A 17,598-nucleotide genomic window follows, 5' to 3' on the forward strand; every position below is an offset into this window, starting at 1 on the left:
GTGCCTATTCAATAGAGAGTTTATACCCTATTCCTCGCACGGTTTGGAGCCATATAGGCAGTGCTGGGTTTTTTTCGATCTTACGACGAAGGCGGTTGATCTGCACATCAATGGCACGTTCACCTACATTGCTGTCATCGGTCGCGAATTTATGGCGCGGAATTGTATCGCCTGCATTTTCGGCAAACATGACCATCATTTCTTGTTCTTTATCTGTTAATTTAATAATTTCTCCTCCTTTTTTGAGTTCGCGTCGTGAAATTGAAAATATATAAGGACCAAAAACTATTTGCTCAATTTTAGGTTGGTGAGGGGGAAAACCACGTCGTAAAATGGCGTTGATGCGAAGGAGAAGTTCACGAGGGTCAAACGGCTTAGCCAGATAATCATCTGCCCCTGCTTCTAATCCACGGATACGATTGTCTATTTCTGATAAAGCTGTTAACATGAAGATAGGGACATCTTTTGTTTGGCGGAGTGAATGAGTGAGATCAATACCGTTTTCGCTAGGCATCATGACATCAACAATAAGAAGATCAAAATCTAAACTTGCTAACAGTCGTCTTGCTTCATTCGCATTAGCTGAAACTGAAACACGAAATCCATTTTTAATGAGAAACTGAAATAAAAGATTGCGAATACGTGTATCGTCATCAATCACAAGAAGGTGAGGGGCATCGTCACACAAAACTTGAACGTGATTGCTCATTCTTAAAAAAACCTTGATAAAAATTTAGTTTACACAAAATGCAAGTTTACATAAGTTGTATAAAGCTGTCGAGCTGCACCTTTACCTTAAAGGAGAGAAAGTTTTATTTATAAATTTAAAAAAGTTATTTTTGAAAAGGATATTATGGGTAGTCTTAATATACATATTATTCCAGTTACGACATTTCAACAAAATTGCACTTTGCTTTTTGATAGTGAATGTAAAACGGGGGTTCTCGTTGATCCTGGTGGTGATTGGCCGCGGATTCAAGACGTAATCGAAAAGAATGGTGTTATCGTTGAGGCTATTTGGATAACACATGGTCATTTTGATCATGTAGGAGCAGCAATGCAAGTAAAAGAAGCGCTTAATGTAAAAATTATCGGTTCACATCGCGATGATAAGCCTGTGATGGATGCCGTGAGCGAAAGCGCAAAAAATTATGGCATCACTGATGCTTGCATTTGTATTCCTGATCGATGGTTAGAAGATGGTGAGTGCGTTCATTTTGCTGGACATGTGTTTAAGGTTTTTCATACACCAGGGCATTCTCCTGGTCATGTTATTTATTTCAATGAAAAAGAGCGCTTAGCCCTCTTGGGTGATGTTCTCTTTCGTGGTTCTATTGGACGTACGGACTTCCCCTTCTGTTCTTATGAAAAATTGATGCAATCCCTTCGAGAAAAAGTTTTACCTTTAGGCGATGATGTTTGTTTTATCTGTGGGCATGGTCCCAAAAGTAGCATAGGCTATGAGCGACAAAATAATCCTTTTCTTCAAGATTTTAATATATGAGCAAATAAAAAAAACGCTTTGAAGCGTTTTTTTTTGCCATTTAAAACTTTTTAGTAGGGCAGAACAGAAGTTAATTTATTGGGGCATAACAAATGTGTTCCAAACCATTACGGTCTCGGAAAGTTCCTGTTTTAGGGTTGAAAGAACGGTATTTTTTCTTGCAATATTGAAGCCAATCAGACTCTAATGATTGTTGTACTGGCTCATATTCCACCGTTTGCGGAGTTTCATAAATTATCTGTTCTTGTGGAACCTGTTGATATTCAATTTGATGCTGTGGTGCGGTTTGATAAACAACTTGTGGCTGTTCTGATTTTTTAAAAATTTTGCCGAGAAGTGCACCTGCTGCAAGAGCAAGAATGCCCATTGCTAAAGCTTCTCCTGAGTTATTTATATTAATACTACTGTGTTTTGTTTTTTTGCGCTCGACATAATGATATGTCTTGTGTTCAACATGATGGTGTTGTTGTGCTCCCCATTTATGGCTAACATAATGACGCGTGTGGGGGTTATCAAAAGAGTGATGTTCACTATGAGAAAAATGGGAGCTAAAATTGTGAGACGGTAAACCAGCCTCCCTTCTCATATCATAGTTATGATACCATGCCATATCCGCAAGCGTTGGATCTAATGGCATCAAAATGGTTACAGTAGACATTGCTGATAATACCGCTAACCTGATCACTTTTTTCATAATGATGCTCCTTGTGTCAATTCGTATTTTTCACATCCTACACGTTTCAAACTGAATAGAGACTGAACAATTTTGGACTTTATTGTGACAAAAAAATAAAAATTCATTTAGTTAAAACTATTATCAATACAATAAAATAAAATCATGACAGAATTTTGATTTCAATTAATGTACTCTTCTTAAGATTAATTAAGCAGTTTGTATTTAGAGCACCAGATTTTTTACTATTGGTTATAAATTATTTATTGATGAGTAATTTTTTATTGCTTGATACAATATGAATTGAACAATAGGTGTATGAACAAAAGTTATCGTTTTTTATTATAGGCTTATGGTGCTAAGATAGAACCTTATTTGTGTGATTGAATACAGTCCTGTTTGACTACTCTCTTGTGAGGCTAAATATTGAGTTCGATATCATATTATAACTGTATAAATATAATATATTGCGGGAACTTTTTTTGATATATGGGAAACATTCTTGTTGGGATATGGCTGTTAGTTTGACAGTATTGGCATGACAAAATGCATTTGACACAATATTGCTGATGAGACGCGTGAAGGCACGTGGGTGTGCTTGTATTTGTGTAGGGCTTTCAATGGTGTAGGAAAATTGACGTTTGTGAAGATGCGCATCGGTGGAGAATTTTTGCATAAGAGCATTTAAATCAAAAGTTTTAACACATTCACTTTCTTCACTACGGGCAAAAGCAAGGTAATCTTCTAACATGTTTTGCGTGTCGCTCACATCTTGCTCAAGCGGCTTGATATCAAAGTCATTATTTGCTAATGTTAGCTGAAGTTTGAAACGGGTGAGAATGGTTCTTAAATCATGGCTTACATCCGCAAGCATCATGGGGCGTTGTTCGATATAGTTAGAAGATGGTGAGTGTGTGTATTTTGCTGGACATGAGTTTAGGGTTTTGCATACACTAGGGCATTCTCTTGGTCATGTTATTTATTTCAATGAAAAAGAGCGCTTAGCCTTCTTGGGTGTTGTTCTCTTTCGTGGTTCTATTGGACGTACGGACTTGCCCTTCTGTTCTTATGAAAAATTGATGAAATCCCTTCGAGAAAAAGTTTTACCCTTAGGCGATGATGTTTGTTTTATCTGTGGGCATGATCCCAAAAGTAGTATAGGCTATGAGCACCAAAATAATCCTTTTCTTCAAGATTTTAATATATGAGAAAACAAAAAAACGCTTTGAAGCGTTTTTTTTGCCATTTAAAACTTTTTAGTAGGGCAGAACAGAAGTTAATTTATTGGGGCATAACAAATGTGTTCCAAACCATTACGGTCTCGAAAGGTCCCTGTTTTAGGGTTAAAGGAACGGTATTTTTTCTTGCAATAGTTAAGCCAATCAGATTCTAATGATTGCTGGAATGGCTCATATGCCACTGTTTGCTGCACTTGATAAACTCTTTGATTTTGCGGAACTTTTTGATAAATTACCTGATTTTGTGGTACTATTTGATAAACCACTTGTGGCTGTTCTGGTTTTTTTAAAATTGTACCAAGAATCGTACCTGTTGCAAGACCAAGAATACCCACCGCTAAAGCATCTCCTGAGTTATCTATATGAATATTACTGTGTTTTGTCTTTTTGCGCTCGACGTAATGATATGTTTTGTTTTCAACATGATGATAATGGTGGTGGTGATGATGATGTTGTTGTTCCGTCTTACTCTGTTTGGCTACAGACCTTTCATGTTTGGCTTTAAATCTTCTCTTGTTGTCATCAGAACTCTTGTGGAAATCATCAACAAACTTTTGGAAATCATCAGATAAAAAGCTACGTTTTTTATCAGAACAATGGGAGCGAGAAAAACCGCAAGGCAGAATATCAGCTTTCTTCCTCATTTCCCTTATCGCATCATCTGTTTCTTTACGCATCTTCCTCATCATATCATCTATTTCTCTCGAGATAGAGTCACTACGATTCCATGCCATATCCGCAAGCGTTGCATTTAGCGGCATCAAAACGGTCACAGTTGACATTGCTGATAATACCGCTAGCCTGATCACTTTTTTCATAATGATGCTCCTTGTGTAAATTCGTATTTTTCACATCCTATACGTTTCAAACTGAATAGAGCCTGAACAATTTTGGGCTTTATTGTGACAAAAAAAATAAAAATTTATTTAGTTAAATCTATCGCGGAGACAGTAAAATGAAATCATAACAGAATTTTGATTTCAATTAATGTACTCTGCTTGAGGTTAATTAATAAGTTTGTATTGAGAGTCCACGATTTTTTACTATGGAATATAAACTCTTTATTTAGGGATAATTTTTTATTGTTTGGTACAATATAAATTGAACAATAGGGATATGAATAAAAGTTATCATTTTTTATCATAGGCTTATGGTTCTATGAGAAAGTCTTATTTTACTTTATTTGTGTTATAGGACAGTGTCCTATTTGAATATTTTCTTGTAAGGATAAATAATATTGAGTTAGATATCAGAGTATAACTGTATAAAGATAATATATTTTAGAAATTTTTTATAAAATGTTCTCTCTCATGTTGTTTTAGACAAATTGAAGCACCCTTGATGTTGGAGGTTGTCTATTTTTCGGATAACGCTGTTTGCTTTTGAGCTTTCGTCTTTTTTTAGAAGAGCTGAAGATTATTTTATGCGGTTTGAAATTTTTTGCTCCTTCATTGATTGCGTTTTTTTCGTTTTATTGTTGCTTGATTAGGGGTGTTTTTACGAGATTTTCCTTTTTGATTTTCCAAAATACCAGTGTCCATGGTTGGTCCCATGTGTGCAAGGTCTGGTTTGGAGAAAAGACTTGGTTGTAACACGGGCTCATGGGGGGATTGTTCTCTATGATGTGTTAAGGGATTCTCTGCGAGTTCTAGTTCTATCTTTTGTAATTGTTTGATTTCATCGCGAAGGCGTGCTGCTTCTTCAAAATTAAGATCAGCAGCTGCTTCATGCATTAATTTTTCGAGGTGTTTAATATGAGATGCTAAATTGTTGCCAACCATATTTTTTTTCTCGATGACATCAGGGATATTTGTACGAATATGGTTGTTTTCATAGTCTGAATTGAGAATATCTCCGATATTTTTTTTGATACTTTTCGGTGTAATATGGTGTTCTTCATTATAGGCTATTTGTTTTTGTCGACGTCTTTGTGTCTCCTGTAAGGCTCGTTTTATGGAACCAGTGATCGTATCTGCATAGAGGATAACACGGCCATCTACGTTACGTGCAGCACGTCCGATTGTTTGTATGAGGGAAGTTTCAGAGCGCAAAAAGCCCTCTTTATCGGCATCTAGAATGGCAACAAAACCACATTCTGGAATATCTAAGCCTTCTCGGAGCAAGTTGATACCGATGAGGACATCAAAGGTGCCAAGCCGAAGATCGCGTAGAATCTCAATGCGTTCTAATGTATCAATGTCGGAATGCATATAGCGTACACGAATACCTTGTTCGTGCAGATATTCCGTTAAATCTTCGGCCATACGCTTGGTTAGGACGGTCACTAGTGTGCGGTAGCCTTTTTGAATTGTTTTACGAATTTCATTCACAACATCATCGACTTGATTTTTGGCTGGACGAACCTCTGTTGGTGGGTCAACAAGCCCTGTGGGGCGAATAACTTGTTCTGCAAAAGTACCGTGAGATTGTTCTATTTCCCACCGTCCAGGTGTTGCGGAGACAGCAATCGTTTGTGGGCGCATAGCATCCCATTCTTCAAAGCGCAAAGGACGGTTATCCATACAAGAAGGGAGGCGAAAACCATATTCTGCTAAGGTTGCTTTTCTGCGAAAATCACCTCGGTACATACCACCAATTTGGGGAATGGTTACATGGCTTTCATCGATAAAAACAAGAGAATTGAGTGGAATATATTCGAATAAAGTTGGGGGTGGTTCACCGGGATTTCGTCCTGTTAAATAACGTGAATAATTTTCAATTCCCGGACATGAACCGGTGGTTTCCAACATTTCCAAATCAAAAACTGTACGTTGTTCTAAACGTTGTGCTTCTAAAAGACGTCCAGCTTCGTTCAACTCATCGAGGCGTTGAACGAGTTCCATTTTGATAGATTTCATCGCTTGGTTAAGTGTTGGGCGTGGTATTACGTAGTGTGAGTTGGCATAAATTTTAATTGATTGAAGATCGCCTGTTTTTTGTCCGGTGAGAGGATCAAATTCCGTAATTGTTTCCACTTCATCGCCAAAGAGCGAAATACGCCAAGCACGATCTTCGAGGTGGGCAGGGAAAATTTCGATTGTATCCCCTCGTACACGAAAGGAACCACGAACGAAGTTGATATCTTGTCGATAATACTGTTGAGAGACTAAATCAGCCAAGAGTTTTCGTTGATTGAGTTTGTCCCCTTTTTCTATTTCGAAGGTCATGGCCGTATAGGTTTCTACGGAACCAATTCCGTAGATGCAGGAGACAGATGCGACGATAATAACATCATCACGCTCTAAGACAGCGCGTGTTGCAGCATGACGCATCCGGTCGATTTGTTCATTAATTGAGGATTCCTTTTCAATATAAGTGTCTGAGCGTGCAACATAGGCTTCTGGTTGATAATAGTCATAATAGGAAACAAAATATTCGACGGCATTATGGGGAAAAAAACTTTTAAATTCCCCATAAAGCTGCGCTGCTAGAGTTTTATTGGGAGCTAAAATCAGAGCTGGACGCTGTGTTTTTTCAATGATATTGGCCATTGTATAGGTTTTCCCTGAGCCGGTAACACCCAAAAGCACTTGCGTACGTTCATTTTTTTGAATTCCCTCAACCAGAGTTTTAATGGCTTGAGGTTGATCTCCCGCTGGTTTAAAAGATGTTTCGAGTTGAAATGGAATACCACCTTCAGATTTTTCAGGACGAATGGGGCGGTGAGGTGTCCATAATGCACCATTCTTAAAAAGAGGATTACCTGAAGCAATAAGAGCAGAAAGAGCTTCTACTGTTGCAGTAACACCATTTTTCATTGTTGTATCCTTTGATAGAAAAGTGCTGGTGATTTTAAAGAAAATACTAATTTTTACAAATTTATTACGACAACAGCAAAACGTTATTGAACAGATTTGTTTTGGTTTATTGGAGCCTTCATTAGGATATGGATCAAGTTTTTATGAGACAAATTCTTCGAAGCATTTCTTTGGAAGGAGCATATTTGTGGTTGTTCGTGAACACTATTGCATTTTTGCCATGATGATATTCAAGAGGGCATAAGTTATTATGGCTGTTATGGAGAATAATCGGTACGTTTGGGCATTAAAGACATTGTATATGTGTGATAAAGATCATTTCCATCTTTAAATGAAAGATAACGAGATGACACCCAACCTATTTGAGTGTTATATCGGATATGGCACCAATTTCCTTCACAGTTTTTAACAAAAACTAATTCTCCAGCAGAGATTAAGCCGCAAAGTGCATACTGAGTGCTGGGACCTGTTCTAAAATTAAGATTTCTCGTAACAAAAGCATCTGCTGCCTCTGATATTGTTGTGGCTAAAAAGAAAGAGCCAAACATAAAAAAAATGACGATTTTTTTCATTTTTCTGTAAAGAATTTCTTTAGAGATTTTCTATCCTTCTCTCTTCATATTCTATATAATTTCTTTTACTAGATTATGATAAAACAGAAAAAAATACAATTCTTTCTTCTTTAGGACACTTTAAAGAGAAGAGTGAAGTTTAACGTTTTAAACACCAAAATGAGATGTTTTAATCACTATTTGTGCATGTTTTGTTTCCTTTATTTATTTTTGTATGGAAAACAGTGATACTGTACTATATAATAAAAAAGATCGTAGTTTTCGGATTCCAAAAGTAATTTTGGAAGCCGTTTTTTGTATTTTTATTAAACCTTCCGTGTAATAGAAAGGGACGGATTATGGAAAAAGTTCCGATGACTACAGCTGGTTTTGAGAGTCTTAAAGAAGAGTTGCGTTGGCGTCAACAACAGGAGCGTCCGCGAATTATTGAAGCAATTTCTGAGGCGCGTGCGCATGGTGATTTATCTGAAAATGCTGAGTATCATGCAGCTAAAGAAGCGCAAAGTCATAATGAGGGGCGTATAAATGAGCTTGAAGATTATATCGCACGAGCAGAAGTTATAGATGTCTCGCGTCTTTCAGGTGACAAAATAAAATTTGGTGCAACCATTAAACTCTTGGATGAGGATACTGAGGAAAAAAAAGTGTATCAGATCGTAGGAGATCAAGAAGCTGATGTAAAGGTTGGAAAAATCTCTATTTCTTCGCCTATCGCACGTGCACTTATTGGCAAGCAAGAAGGTGATGTGATTGAGGTGAATGCACCAGGTGGTGCGCATAATTACGAGATCATTAAGGTTCAGTACATCTAAATAACATATGGATTATTATGCGTGTATCTTTGGACGAAACTGAGATTATTGCGCCTCACTTGAAAAGGCGTTTATCGGGAGTAACATCTACGATTATTCAGCTTATTCCACTGCAACGCGAACAGGGTGTACGTATATCCACTTTTGGGTTTGGATTACCACAAAGTTTACCGGCTCTTGCCTTTAGGGACCTTTTCGGACTTTGGAAAAGTCCGAAAGGGAAGCCATTTCGTATTTGGCATGCACGACGCAATATTGAGATGCTTTGTGGGATCTTTTTGCGCGATGTTTTGCGAATGAAGCTTAAACTCATCTTTACTTCGGCTTCACAACGTCATCATAAGCCTTTTACCAAATGGTTGATTCGCTGTATGGATAGGGTTATAGCTACCAGTACACGTACGGGCGCTTATCTAGAAGTGCCTCATAAGGTTATTATGCATGGGGTGGATGTGAGGCGTTTTACTCCACCACACACTCTTGATGATTGCTTTTCTTCGACAGGATTTCCAGGAAAATATGCGGTAGGATGTTTTGGGCGTCTGCGCTACTCAAAGGGAACAGATTTATTTGTTGATGCCATGATAGCATTATTGCCTGACTATCCTGAATGGACAGCACTTATCGCTGGTCGTACGACAGAGCAATATTATCATTTTGAAAAAGAATTACGCCAAAAGATTGCTAAGGCTGGTCTGGATGATCGCATTATTTTTCTTGGTGAGATTCTGGACATCCCTTTATGGTACCGTCGTTTAACACTTTATGTTGCACCCTCTCGTACAGAAGGTTTCGGTTTAACACCATTAGAAGCAATGGCATCACAGGTTGCGGTTGTAACGAGTGATGCAGGAGCTTATAAAGAATTGGTTGTAGAAGCGACAGGAACAGTTGTAAAAGCAGGAGATGGAGCGGCTTTAACAGCAGCAATTGAACCTTATTTTGCTGATGTAGAAAAAACATTGGCAGCCGGAAAGAAAGCTTTAACCCATGTTCGTACGCACTTTCCTTTGGAAAAGGAGACAGCGGAGATTGGGCGTGTCTACAAAGAACTGTTTGCAGAAAAAAGACTTTGATTATTATATCAAAAATCTTCTTGAGGAATGGTAAAAAGTATTTTCCTTAAAGGTTTTTCATAGTCATCAAGAAAACAGCTCAATGATATAAATGTTATTTTACAAAATTTATATTGTCTTTAGTAGCACGCTATAAAAAGTTCTAAAAATTTTGGATAAAAGATTAAAAATGTATACGCTTGAGAGCGATATGTAGTTTATGATAAAGCATACTAGGAGAGAAGAAAGCTACTTTTATTCATTGATATTTTAGAATAAGAAAATAATGCTTTAACTCAAGTCTGGGGATTTATGCACTATCTTATACGGGGTTGTGCTGATATTGTTCGTTTTGTAAGACTTAAATAGATAGCAAAAAAAACGTTTTCTTGTCTTAAAAAGATAATGATGGTATCTTCATGGATAAAATAGTCGTACATATTTTCAATAAATTCATAATAAGATGTATTTAAGATCAATATATATATATATATATGATTTTTATAAATAAATTACCTTTTCAATTTAAATAAGAGCTTTGAGTACCGTAAGATTTTCTTATGTAAAATCTGTTGATATTAACAATGAGAGCTATCTTCTTGTACATCACAATTGGAAGAAGGCATGTGGTGGATAAAAACTATTGAAGACAGGGTGTAAAGAGATTTCTTATAAATTGTCTGAAATGCAGGCTGTTACGACATTAATAGAAAGAAAATAATATGGTGGTACTAATTTATATCTTATTTTTTTGTACCGACTTGCACCTTATTGTTATTTAAGTAAAAATGATGGTGCCCATTTTATATCTTTCATGAGGCCTGTCGTGAAATGGGGGTGATGAGTATTGTGAGATGTTTTTTACAAGTTTGTGAGTTCATAATATAATAGCATTTTATTTTCTATAAGGGTGTAACTCTATTAAAAAGAAAAAACACTTTTATCAGTAAATATTCATATTTTTGCATGAGAGATTATTCGTAAAAAAGAATGTTCTATGCGTCCACTTTATTTGATAAAGAAGATCAATAAAGGGAAGTTTTATATGTTATGGCTTTGAGAATATCGGTATTTGATTGTTTTTGTTGAATTATTTTTATATCATTGATATGATGTTTTGTATGAAATTTTAGGAAATCTTCAGTAGATTGGGTGAGGAGTGAATATTATGACGCATACTGTTCTCGCCTTTTTATCTTGTCAATTTTTTATCATGGTAGAATAAAATACTCTCTGCATTAGAATTGTTCACGCCAGAAAGCGGGAATAAAAAGGACGAATATTGTTATGATTTCAAGGCGTCCAGCTAACATTAGAAAACTTAAAATCCATAAAGCATGATCGTTGATTGTAGAGAAATTACCAGTGGGGCCAATAATATCTCCAAAGCCTGGACCAACATTTGAAAGTGCGGTTAAGACCCCTGTAAAGGCAGAGGTAAAGTCAAGACCGGTTGTAAGCAAAAGTGCAGTGCCGATAACAAGGCAAAACATATAAAGACAGACAAAAAACAAAACGGCTTGAGCAACGTCATTTGATATATTTGAGTGATCGTAGCGCGCTTTTACAACGACATTAGGAGAAAGAAGTTTTTCTATATTTGTTTGTGTAATACGCCAAAGAATAATGAGGCGATTGATTTTCATGCCACCAGAAGTAGAACCAGCACATCCGCCTGTAAAAGAAACAATGAAGAAAATTCCAAGCGCAAACGGTCCCCAAAGTTGATAATCTTCAGCGCTATAACCTGTGGTGCTAATAATGGATGAAAGGTGAAAAATGACATCAAGGAAAATCAAGTGGAACGCGCGATGATCATAAAACCGTAGCCATGCCGCTAAAGCAAAGCTGAAAAGGAGAACGATATGGAGAAAAACAATCACTTGTGGGTCAAGGAAGCGTTTAGAGTGTCCAGGAAGGACTAATTTAACATAAAGTACGAAAGGTAAAGCAGAAAGCAACATGAAGATTGTTGAAATAATTAAGATGGCTGGTGTATCAGAAAAATAGCCAAAAGAAGCATCATGCGTTGAAAAACCAGCTGTTGCTACTGTACTCATTGCATGGTTAATGGCATCAAATAAATTCATGCCTGCAGCAAAATAAGAAAGCATACAAGCCAATGTTAACCCAACATAAGCGATGATAATTCCGTTAGCAATTTGGTTGATGCGAGGCAATATTTTTTCAGATTTATCAGATGATTCCATATGAAAAAGTCGCACGCCACCCACACGCAGTGAAGGCAAAATTAAGAGGGCTAAACCGATAAAACCAATGCCCCCAATCCAGCATATAAGAGAACGCCATAATAAAATACTTCGCGATAAATTATCAAGATCAGAAAGGACTGTGGAGCCTGTTGTTGTAATTCCAGAAACAGATTCAAAAATGGCTCCTGCTAGAGAAATGGGAAGAGGAGAAAGATAAAGAGGTAAGGCACCTATGATGCTTCCTGTAAGCCAAAGACAAACAGTGAGCATAAAGCCAAGCCGTGCTGAAAAGCGACAAGTAGCTCCCTTAGTTGCTAAAAGAATCAGCGTTGCTAACATGGTGGTTATGGCACAAGAATAGAGAAAGCTTATCCAATTACGATTGTTGTCGTGCAAATCCACAAAAATTGGCAAAAGCATTGCTCCTCCCATGATTAAGGCAAAACGTGCACAGACATTGATAATAAATTGAAAAATGATCGTTCCCTATCTTTGTATCTCTTTTTATTATGGTTTTGTGCTCATAAGAAGTTACATTTTTCTCTTTATAGGATAAGGATTAATTCTTAACATTAGCGTGCCTTGATGAATTAGTAATCAGACCTTTTCATAAAACTTGAAAAGAAGTATACATAACATAATTAGGGCTCTTGAAAAATATTTTTTTAAAAGGCTGCATTCCGTTATCATTTATAGAATAATTAATTTATAATAAAGTGAAGGGGATTTAATGGTACAATCGCATATTCGTCTGCTGATTATTGGCTCAGGTCCGGCTGGTTATACAGCGGCGATCTATGCAGCAAGAGCAATGCTTAAGCCTGTTTTGGTGACGGGCTTGCAGCAGGGGGGACAATTGACAATTACAACTGATGTTGAGAATTATCCAGGTTTTGCAGATCCCATTCAAGGACCATGGTTGATGGAACAAATGGCAAAACAAGCTGAGAATATGGGGACAAAAATTGTTTATGATACAATTATAAAGGCTGATTTGTTGAAGTATCCTTTTGTCTTATATGGGGATTCAGGAACACAATATTCTTGTGATGCACTGATTATTGCAACAGGAGCTCAAGCGCGCTGGCTTGGTTTAGAAAGTGAACAGACCTTTATGGGCGGAGGTGTTTCCGCTTGTGCTACATGTGATGGCTTTTTTTATCGTGATAAGGACGTTATTGTCGTGGGAGGAGGAAATACGGCTGTTGAAGAAGCACTTTATTTATCGCATTTGGCTAAGAGTGTAAGCGTGGTTCACAGGCGGGGGCAGTTTCGGGCAGAAAAAATTTTGCAAGATAGGTTGCTGGCTTGTAATAATGTGCGTGTTCTTTGGGATCATGTGGTTGAAGAAATTGTGGGGCTGCCAGCTCAAGATTCAATGGGCGCTGTTGTAACAGGGGCACGTCTGAAAAATGTTAAGACAGGTCACGAGATGAAAGTTAATGCAGAGGGCATATTTATTGCCATTGGGCATGATCCTGCTGTTTCTCTGTTTGAAGGACAGCTGAAACAAAAACGAGGCGGCTATTTATGGACAGCACCCAACTCAACAGCAACAAGCATTGCTGGTGTTTTTGCTGCTGGGGATGTGACAGATGAAACATTCCGCCAAGCTGTAACAGCTGCGGGAAGAGGATGTATGGCAGCGTTGGAAGCAGAACGGTTTTTGGATATACCCAGGCGTTAGTCACTCATTGAGAACATAGAGAATATAGAGGTAGAATTAATTGTGGCGCCACCGTTGGATTGGGATAAGTTAAGGGTTTTTCACGCTGCAGCAGAAGCGGGATCTTTTACGCATGCTGCTCAAAAACTTCATTTATCTCAATCAGCCGTTTCACGACAGGTTTCGGCTTTAGAACAAGAGGTTGGGGTATCCTTATTTCAACGTCATGCGCGTGGTTTGATTCTTACAGAACAGGGAGAAACTCTTTATCGTACAGCTCATGATGTTTTGATGAAGCTTGAAAGTGTGCGTTTGCAATTAAGTGAAAGCTATGCAAAACCAACGGGGCACTTGCGTGTGACCTCGACCTTTGGAATGGGGGCAGGGTGGATTGCAGAGCGTATGCCAGAATTTCTTAGTCTTTATCCTGATATGCAGGTTCAGCTTTTGCTTTCCGATGAAGAGCTTGATTTGACAATGTGTCATGCGGATTGTGCTGTTCGCTTACATCAACCCAAACAACCTGATCTTATACAAAGAAAACTCTTTACAATTCATATGCATGTTTATGCTTCGGAAAAGTATATTGCAAATTATGGAAAGCCGGAAAAATTGTCTGATCTCGATGAGCATCGTATTATTTCGTTCGGTGAACCTGTTCCACCTTATTTGTCTGGTTTAAATTGGTTGGAAAAGGCTGGTAGAAGTGATGGATCATTGCGCGTTTCAGTTTTACAAATCAACAATATCATCTCAATAAAGAATGCGCTTATGCGTGATCTTGGGATTGCTGTGCTTCCTGATTATATCGTCAATAATGATGAGCATTTAGTGCGTCTTTTTCCTGATATGGTTGATATTCCCTCTTTTGATACTTTTTTTTGTTATCCTTATAATTTAAAGAATTTGGCAAGGTTAAATGCTTTTCGAGATTATATTTTTTTAAAAGCTCGCCAGTGGTCTTTTTAATATTAATATCTTAATTTATAAGGAATAATTAGCTGTTTTGCAACTTGAGACTCCCGTAATATTCTTTCGTTTCAAATTTGCCTATATTGAATCAATTAAAATTATTTGTTGCACATTAAAAGTGGAGGGAGTCCGTACGGGTAAATATTTTTGAAAAGAGGGATAAATGTTTTTTTACAAATGCTAGCAAACATGAGAGCTATTATATATTGAAAAATGGACAATCGTGTGATGGTGTAGTTAACATTTTTACTATTTAATTAAAGAGAGTGGTACATGATGGAGACAAATTTAAAGCTATGTGTTTATTGCATAGCAGATACGCTTAAGTCTTTATTGTGCTTTTCCTTATAAAATGACATAGAGTACTATCTCTTGATTATGTTGCCTCCCAGTTTCGTTTTCTTGAGTGTTCCCTTACGAAGATCTATCAGATTGATTTTATCTCTGAGGATCTTCCAAATTTGCCGGACATATGTCCGGCTTTTTTTTAATTTTTGAAAGAGTCCCTAGAAATTGCAATATATGGGAAGATGATAAAGAAAAAATTTCGAAACTGGTGGATATCCAAAAATTTTTTAAGAATACTAAAATTCAATGAGGAGTTTGAGAGGGGGTATTCTATTGTACTGTAAAAGTCTGTCTTTTAGGGGCGTGATATAAAATATTTAAAACCTTATACATGAAGTGCTTTTTATTAGAATGTGAGGTGAATATTTAAGGCAGGTCTTGTTCATAAAGCCTATGAAGTAAATCAAGTAGTTATTAAATAGAACTTAAAGGAAATTGGATTGCTTACACAACGATGGGAGGTGGCTTCTTCTTCGTTTTAGGACGAAGAAGAAGCTGAGAAATAGAAGAGATTTTATTGTAAGGGCCTTTGATTATAAGGGCAATTGTGTTTAAAAGTGCTCGGTCTTTTTTAGAGTTATAAATTGAATGGAGAAAGTAGAATAGGCGTGTCATCTCTTATGATAATAGACCGATTCATTTATTTGATAGCTAATTTTTTTTGATCTTTATCTACAGCATCTATTTTTGTGTTTATTCATAGATATTTTTGCTGAATCGATAGATTTAGTGACACAGTTTCAGATATTTTCTCGGATATACTAACATTCGGCAAAAAACAATCACAAGAGATGATATTAAAAATTTTAAATTAAACTGTTGCAAAAACGCTGTATACGTATACAAGCTTTTTCAAGTAATTCTTCTGATGTTGCATAAGAAATACGAAAAGTTGATCCAAGTCCAAAAGCAGATCCTTGGACGACAGCAACAGCTTCTGTTTCTAGAAGCGCTATGGCAAAGTCTTCATCATTCGTAATACGTTGACCATTGGGTGTTTTCTTTCCAATAAGTCCGGTGCAAGAAGGATAAACATAAAAAGCACCCTCAGGCGTTGGACAGTAAATGCCAGGAGCTTGATTTAGCATGGAGACAACGAGATCACGGCGTGCTTGAAAAATACTTTTATTTTTAGCAATAAAGTCTTGTGGTCCGTTGAGTGCTTCAACCGCAGCCCATTGTGAAATGACACTTGTTCCAGATGTTTGCTGTCCTTGAATGGTATCCATGGCTTTAATTAATTCTTGTGGTCCGCCTGCATAACCGATCCTCCATCCCGTCATCGCATAGGCTTTAGAAACACCATTCATTGTGAGTGTACGCTCATAAAGCGCTGGTTCTACCTGAGCTGGAGTCACAAAGGTAAAACCCTCATATGTGAGATGTTCATATATATCATCGGAAAGGATATAAACATGAGGATATTTTACTAAAACATCTGTAAGTTTTTTCAATTCATTATGTGTATAAGCGGCACCTGATGGATTTGAAGGAGAGTTAAAGATGAACCATTTGGTTTTGGGGGTAATGGCAGCTTCTAGCTCTTGTGGTTGGAGTTTATAAGAAAATTCGGCTTTTGTTTCTAAAAAGACAGGCGTACCATCGTTGAGTGCAACCATTTCTGGATAACTAACCCAATAAGGGGATGGAATGATGACCTCATCTCCTTTATTCAAAGTTGCCATGAATGCATTAAAGAGAATTTGTTTTCCACCAGTACCAACAATAATTTGTTCTGGTTGGTAAAGAAGGTTATTTTCTCTTTTAAACTTTGCAGAAATTGCTTGGCGCAATTCTGGAATTCCAGATATGGGAGGGTATTTTGTTTCTCCCCTTCGAATAGCTTCAATAGCCGCGTTTTTGATGTTGTCTGGGGTATCAAAGTCTGGCTCTCCAGCACTTAAAGCAATAACATTTCGCCCTAATGCTTTTAAATGACGGGCCTTTTGAGAAGCAGCAATTGTTGCAGAAGGTTTGATACGAGACAGCTTGTCGGCAATAAAAGCCATAATTTTAAATCCTTATATTATATCAACAAATGGTTATTGCTTTAAGGATATTCTATAAGAGATTATATTGTATGCAATAAAAAACTTCCAAAATACTCTTACACGGGCTTTATATTCTTCTTTTTTGAGATCTTTTACAAGATAATCTCTTCGTAGATTTTATGAAAGTTTTTGAGGAAGTATAAGAGAGGTTTGATAAATTGTGCAAAGGAGATAAGCAGTCTTTTATTTTAACAAGGTAAAATAATGCTTTATACAAAATAAAAAAATCTTCGTCTTTACAGACGAAGATTTCTAAATAAAATATTGCAGAATTTAAACTTTAAAGTGCTGCAAGGTTACCAGCGGCAAATTTTCCTGAACGACGATCTTGAAGAACATCATAAGAGATTTTTTGCCCTTCATTAAGACTGTTTAGACCTGAACGCTCGACGGCAGAAATGTGTACAAATACATCTGCACTACCATCGCTAGGCTGAATGAATCCGAAACCTTTTGTTGTATTAAACCACTTAACTGTTCCTGTAGACATAGGAAACTCCTTAGAATATATAATTATATTGAGCATTGAAGCTTTCATTTCTTCAATACGGTTGTAGATCGAAATTAGGTGGGAGAAGTTTCGCCGAAAGTGCAGATTGCACAGGAAAGAAAGTCACGTAACCGAAAATTCGATGAAACCTCTATAAAAGTTTTTAGAACAAAAAGCAAGTCTTAATCAATTTTTATATAAAGAAAAAATAAGAAAACAGTGTACATTTTGCTAAGTAGAAAAAAA

Annotated in this window: 13 protein-coding genes and 2 pseudogenes; 6 read left to right on the forward strand and 9 right to left on the reverse strand. The window is 36.9% G+C overall.

Going from position 1 to position 17,598, the window contains the following annotated elements:
* Positions 1 to 4 precede the first annotated feature (4 nt).
* Entirely contained in the window at positions 5 to 709 is a 705-nt protein-coding gene (locus ACFINW_RS02240) for a response regulator (protein WP_375673740.1), read from the reverse strand.
* Between the two features lie 144 nt (positions 710 to 853).
* On the opposite strand from ACFINW_RS02240, the gene ACFINW_RS02245 reads away from it, so the two are divergent.
* Positions 854 to 1,504 carry an MBL fold metallo-hydrolase gene (locus tag ACFINW_RS02245; RefSeq protein ID WP_375629401.1) on the forward strand — a complete coding sequence of 217 codons (651 nt, stop codon included), beginning with the start codon at positions 854 to 856 and terminating at the stop codon, positions 1,502 to 1,504.
* Positions 1,505 to 1,574: 70 nt separating this feature from the next.
* Here the strand turns inward: ACFINW_RS02245 and ACFINW_RS02250 are convergent, their stop codons facing one another.
* A complete protein-coding gene (locus ACFINW_RS02250) occupies positions 1,575 to 2,198 on the reverse strand; it encodes a BA14K family protein (protein ID WP_375673743.1) in 624 nt (207 codons plus the stop codon).
* 472 nt (positions 2,199 to 2,670) lie between these two features.
* Positions 2,671 to 3,069 (reverse strand): annotated as a pseudogene (locus tag ACFINW_RS02255) (sensor histidine kinase); the annotation flags it as partial.
* A gap of 4 nt (positions 3,070 to 3,073) precedes the next feature.
* Between ACFINW_RS02255 and ACFINW_RS02260 the strand changes: the two are divergent.
* Positions 3,074 to 3,385: pseudogene (locus ACFINW_RS02260) on the forward strand (MBL fold metallo-hydrolase); the annotation flags it as partial.
* Positions 3,386 to 3,453: 68 nt separating this feature from the next.
* On the opposite strand, the gene ACFINW_RS02265 reads toward ACFINW_RS02260, so the two are convergent.
* From ACFINW_RS02265 to ACFINW_RS02275, 3 genes are all read right to left on the reverse strand, one after another.
* Positions 3,454 to 4,233 (reverse strand): BA14K family protein, encoded by a 780-nt coding sequence (locus ACFINW_RS02265; RefSeq protein ID WP_375673745.1) that lies wholly within the window; start codon positions 4,231 to 4,233, stop codon positions 3,454 to 3,456.
* Positions 4,234 to 4,863: 630 nt separating this feature from the next.
* The gene (gene uvrB / locus ACFINW_RS02270; protein WP_375629393.1) at positions 4,864 to 7,173 is read right to left on the reverse strand and encodes an excinuclease ABC subunit UvrB; all 2,310 of its coding nucleotides are present in this window, start codon (positions 7,171 to 7,173) and stop codon (positions 4,864 to 4,866) included.
* A 257-nt stretch (positions 7,174 to 7,430) separates the two neighbouring features.
* Positions 7,431 to 7,745: an SH3 domain-containing protein gene (locus tag ACFINW_RS02275; RefSeq protein ID WP_375612971.1), complete on the reverse strand. Its 315-nt coding sequence runs from the start codon at positions 7,743 to 7,745 to the stop codon at positions 7,431 to 7,433.
* A gap of 338 nt (positions 7,746 to 8,083) precedes the next feature.
* Here ACFINW_RS02275 and greA point away from each other — a divergent pair, with 338 nt between their 5' ends.
* Both greA and ACFINW_RS02285 read left to right on the forward strand, forming a co-directional pair.
* Complete coding sequence (gene greA, locus ACFINW_RS02280) at positions 8,084 to 8,557, forward strand: transcription elongation factor GreA (RefSeq protein WP_007347010.1); 474 nt, start codon at positions 8,084 to 8,086, stop codon at positions 8,555 to 8,557.
* 17 nt (positions 8,558 to 8,574) lie between these two features.
* The gene (locus tag ACFINW_RS02285) at positions 8,575 to 9,633 is read left to right on the forward strand and encodes a glycosyltransferase family 4 protein (protein WP_375629390.1); all 1,059 of its coding nucleotides are present in this window, start codon (positions 8,575 to 8,577) and stop codon (positions 9,631 to 9,633) included.
* 1,217 nt (positions 9,634 to 10,850) lie between these two features.
* Here the strand turns inward: ACFINW_RS02285 and ACFINW_RS02290 are convergent.
* Positions 10,851 to 12,245 carry a TrkH family potassium uptake protein gene (locus ACFINW_RS02290; protein WP_375673747.1) on the reverse strand — a complete coding sequence of 465 codons (1,395 nt, stop codon included), beginning with the start codon at positions 12,243 to 12,245 and terminating at the stop codon, positions 10,851 to 10,853.
* Positions 12,246 to 12,555: 310 nt separating this feature from the next.
* Between ACFINW_RS02290 and trxB the strand changes: the two genes are divergently transcribed.
* Both trxB and ACFINW_RS02300 read left to right on the forward strand, forming a co-directional pair.
* Positions 12,556 to 13,512 carry a thioredoxin-disulfide reductase gene (trxB, locus tag ACFINW_RS02295; RefSeq protein ID WP_375620705.1) on the forward strand — a complete coding sequence of 319 codons (957 nt, stop codon included), beginning with the start codon at positions 12,556 to 12,558 and terminating at the stop codon, positions 13,510 to 13,512.
* Positions 13,513 to 13,554: 42 nt separating this feature from the next.
* The gene (locus tag ACFINW_RS02300; protein ID WP_273791217.1) at positions 13,555 to 14,460 is read left to right on the forward strand and encodes a LysR family transcriptional regulator; all 906 of its coding nucleotides are present in this window, start codon (positions 13,555 to 13,557) and stop codon (positions 14,458 to 14,460) included.
* 1,157 nt (positions 14,461 to 15,617) lie between these two features.
* Here ACFINW_RS02300 and ACFINW_RS02305 read toward each other — a convergent pair.
* Together ACFINW_RS02305 and ACFINW_RS02310 are read right to left on the reverse strand one after the other, a co-directional pair.
* A complete protein-coding gene (locus ACFINW_RS02305; RefSeq protein ID WP_375634296.1) occupies positions 15,618 to 16,820 on the reverse strand; it encodes a pyridoxal phosphate-dependent aminotransferase in 1,203 nt (400 codons plus the stop codon).
* Between the two features lie 322 nt (positions 16,821 to 17,142).
* Positions 17,143 to 17,352 carry a cold-shock protein gene (locus ACFINW_RS02310; protein ID WP_012754908.1) on the reverse strand — a complete coding sequence of 70 codons (210 nt, stop codon included), beginning with the start codon at positions 17,350 to 17,352 and terminating at the stop codon, positions 17,143 to 17,145.
* Positions 17,353 to 17,598: the final 246 nt, after the last annotated feature.

Source organism: Bartonella sp. AA18HLJMS (genome assembly GCF_042197245.1).
Lineage (GTDB): Bacteria > Pseudomonadota > Alphaproteobacteria > Rhizobiales > Rhizobiaceae > Bartonella.

Excerpts from the sequence above, each read along its gene's own strand:
- ACFINW_RS02240 (WP_375673740.1), bottom strand. The coding sequence starts at position 709 with ATGAGCAATCACGTTCAAGTTTTGTGTGACGATGCCCCTCACCTTCTT.
- ACFINW_RS02245 (WP_375629401.1), top strand. The coding sequence starts at position 854 with ATGGGTAGTCTTAATATACATATTATTCCAGTTACGACATTTCAACAA.
- ACFINW_RS02250 (WP_375673743.1), bottom strand. The coding sequence starts at position 2,198 with ATGAAAAAAGTGATCAGGTTAGCGGTATTATCAGCAATGTCTACTGTA.
- ACFINW_RS02265 (WP_375673745.1), bottom strand. The coding sequence starts at position 4,233 with ATGAAAAAAGTGATCAGGCTAGCGGTATTATCAGCAATGTCAACTGTG.
- uvrB (WP_375629393.1), bottom strand. The coding sequence starts at position 7,173 with ATGAAAAATGGTGTTACTGCAACAGTAGAAGCTCTTTCTGCTCTTATT.
- ACFINW_RS02275 (WP_375612971.1), bottom strand. The coding sequence starts at position 7,745 with ATGAAAAAAATCGTCATTTTTTTTATGTTTGGCTCTTTCTTTTTAGCC.
- greA (WP_007347010.1), top strand. The coding sequence starts at position 8,084 with ATGGAAAAAGTTCCGATGACTACAGCTGGTTTTGAGAGTCTTAAAGAA.
- ACFINW_RS02285 (WP_375629390.1), top strand. The coding sequence starts at position 8,575 with ATGCGTGTATCTTTGGACGAAACTGAGATTATTGCGCCTCACTTGAAA.
- ACFINW_RS02290 (WP_375673747.1), bottom strand. The coding sequence starts at position 12,245 with ATGCTTTTGCCAATTTTTGTGGATTTGCACGACAACAATCGTAATTGG.
- trxB (WP_375620705.1), top strand. The coding sequence starts at position 12,556 with ATGGTACAATCGCATATTCGTCTGCTGATTATTGGCTCAGGTCCGGCT.
- ACFINW_RS02305 (WP_375634296.1), bottom strand. The coding sequence starts at position 16,820 with ATGGCTTTTATTGCCGACAAGCTGTCTCGTATCAAACCTTCTGCAACA.
- ACFINW_RS02310 (WP_012754908.1), bottom strand. The coding sequence starts at position 17,352 with ATGTCTACAGGAACAGTTAAGTGGTTTAATACAACAAAAGGTTTCGGA.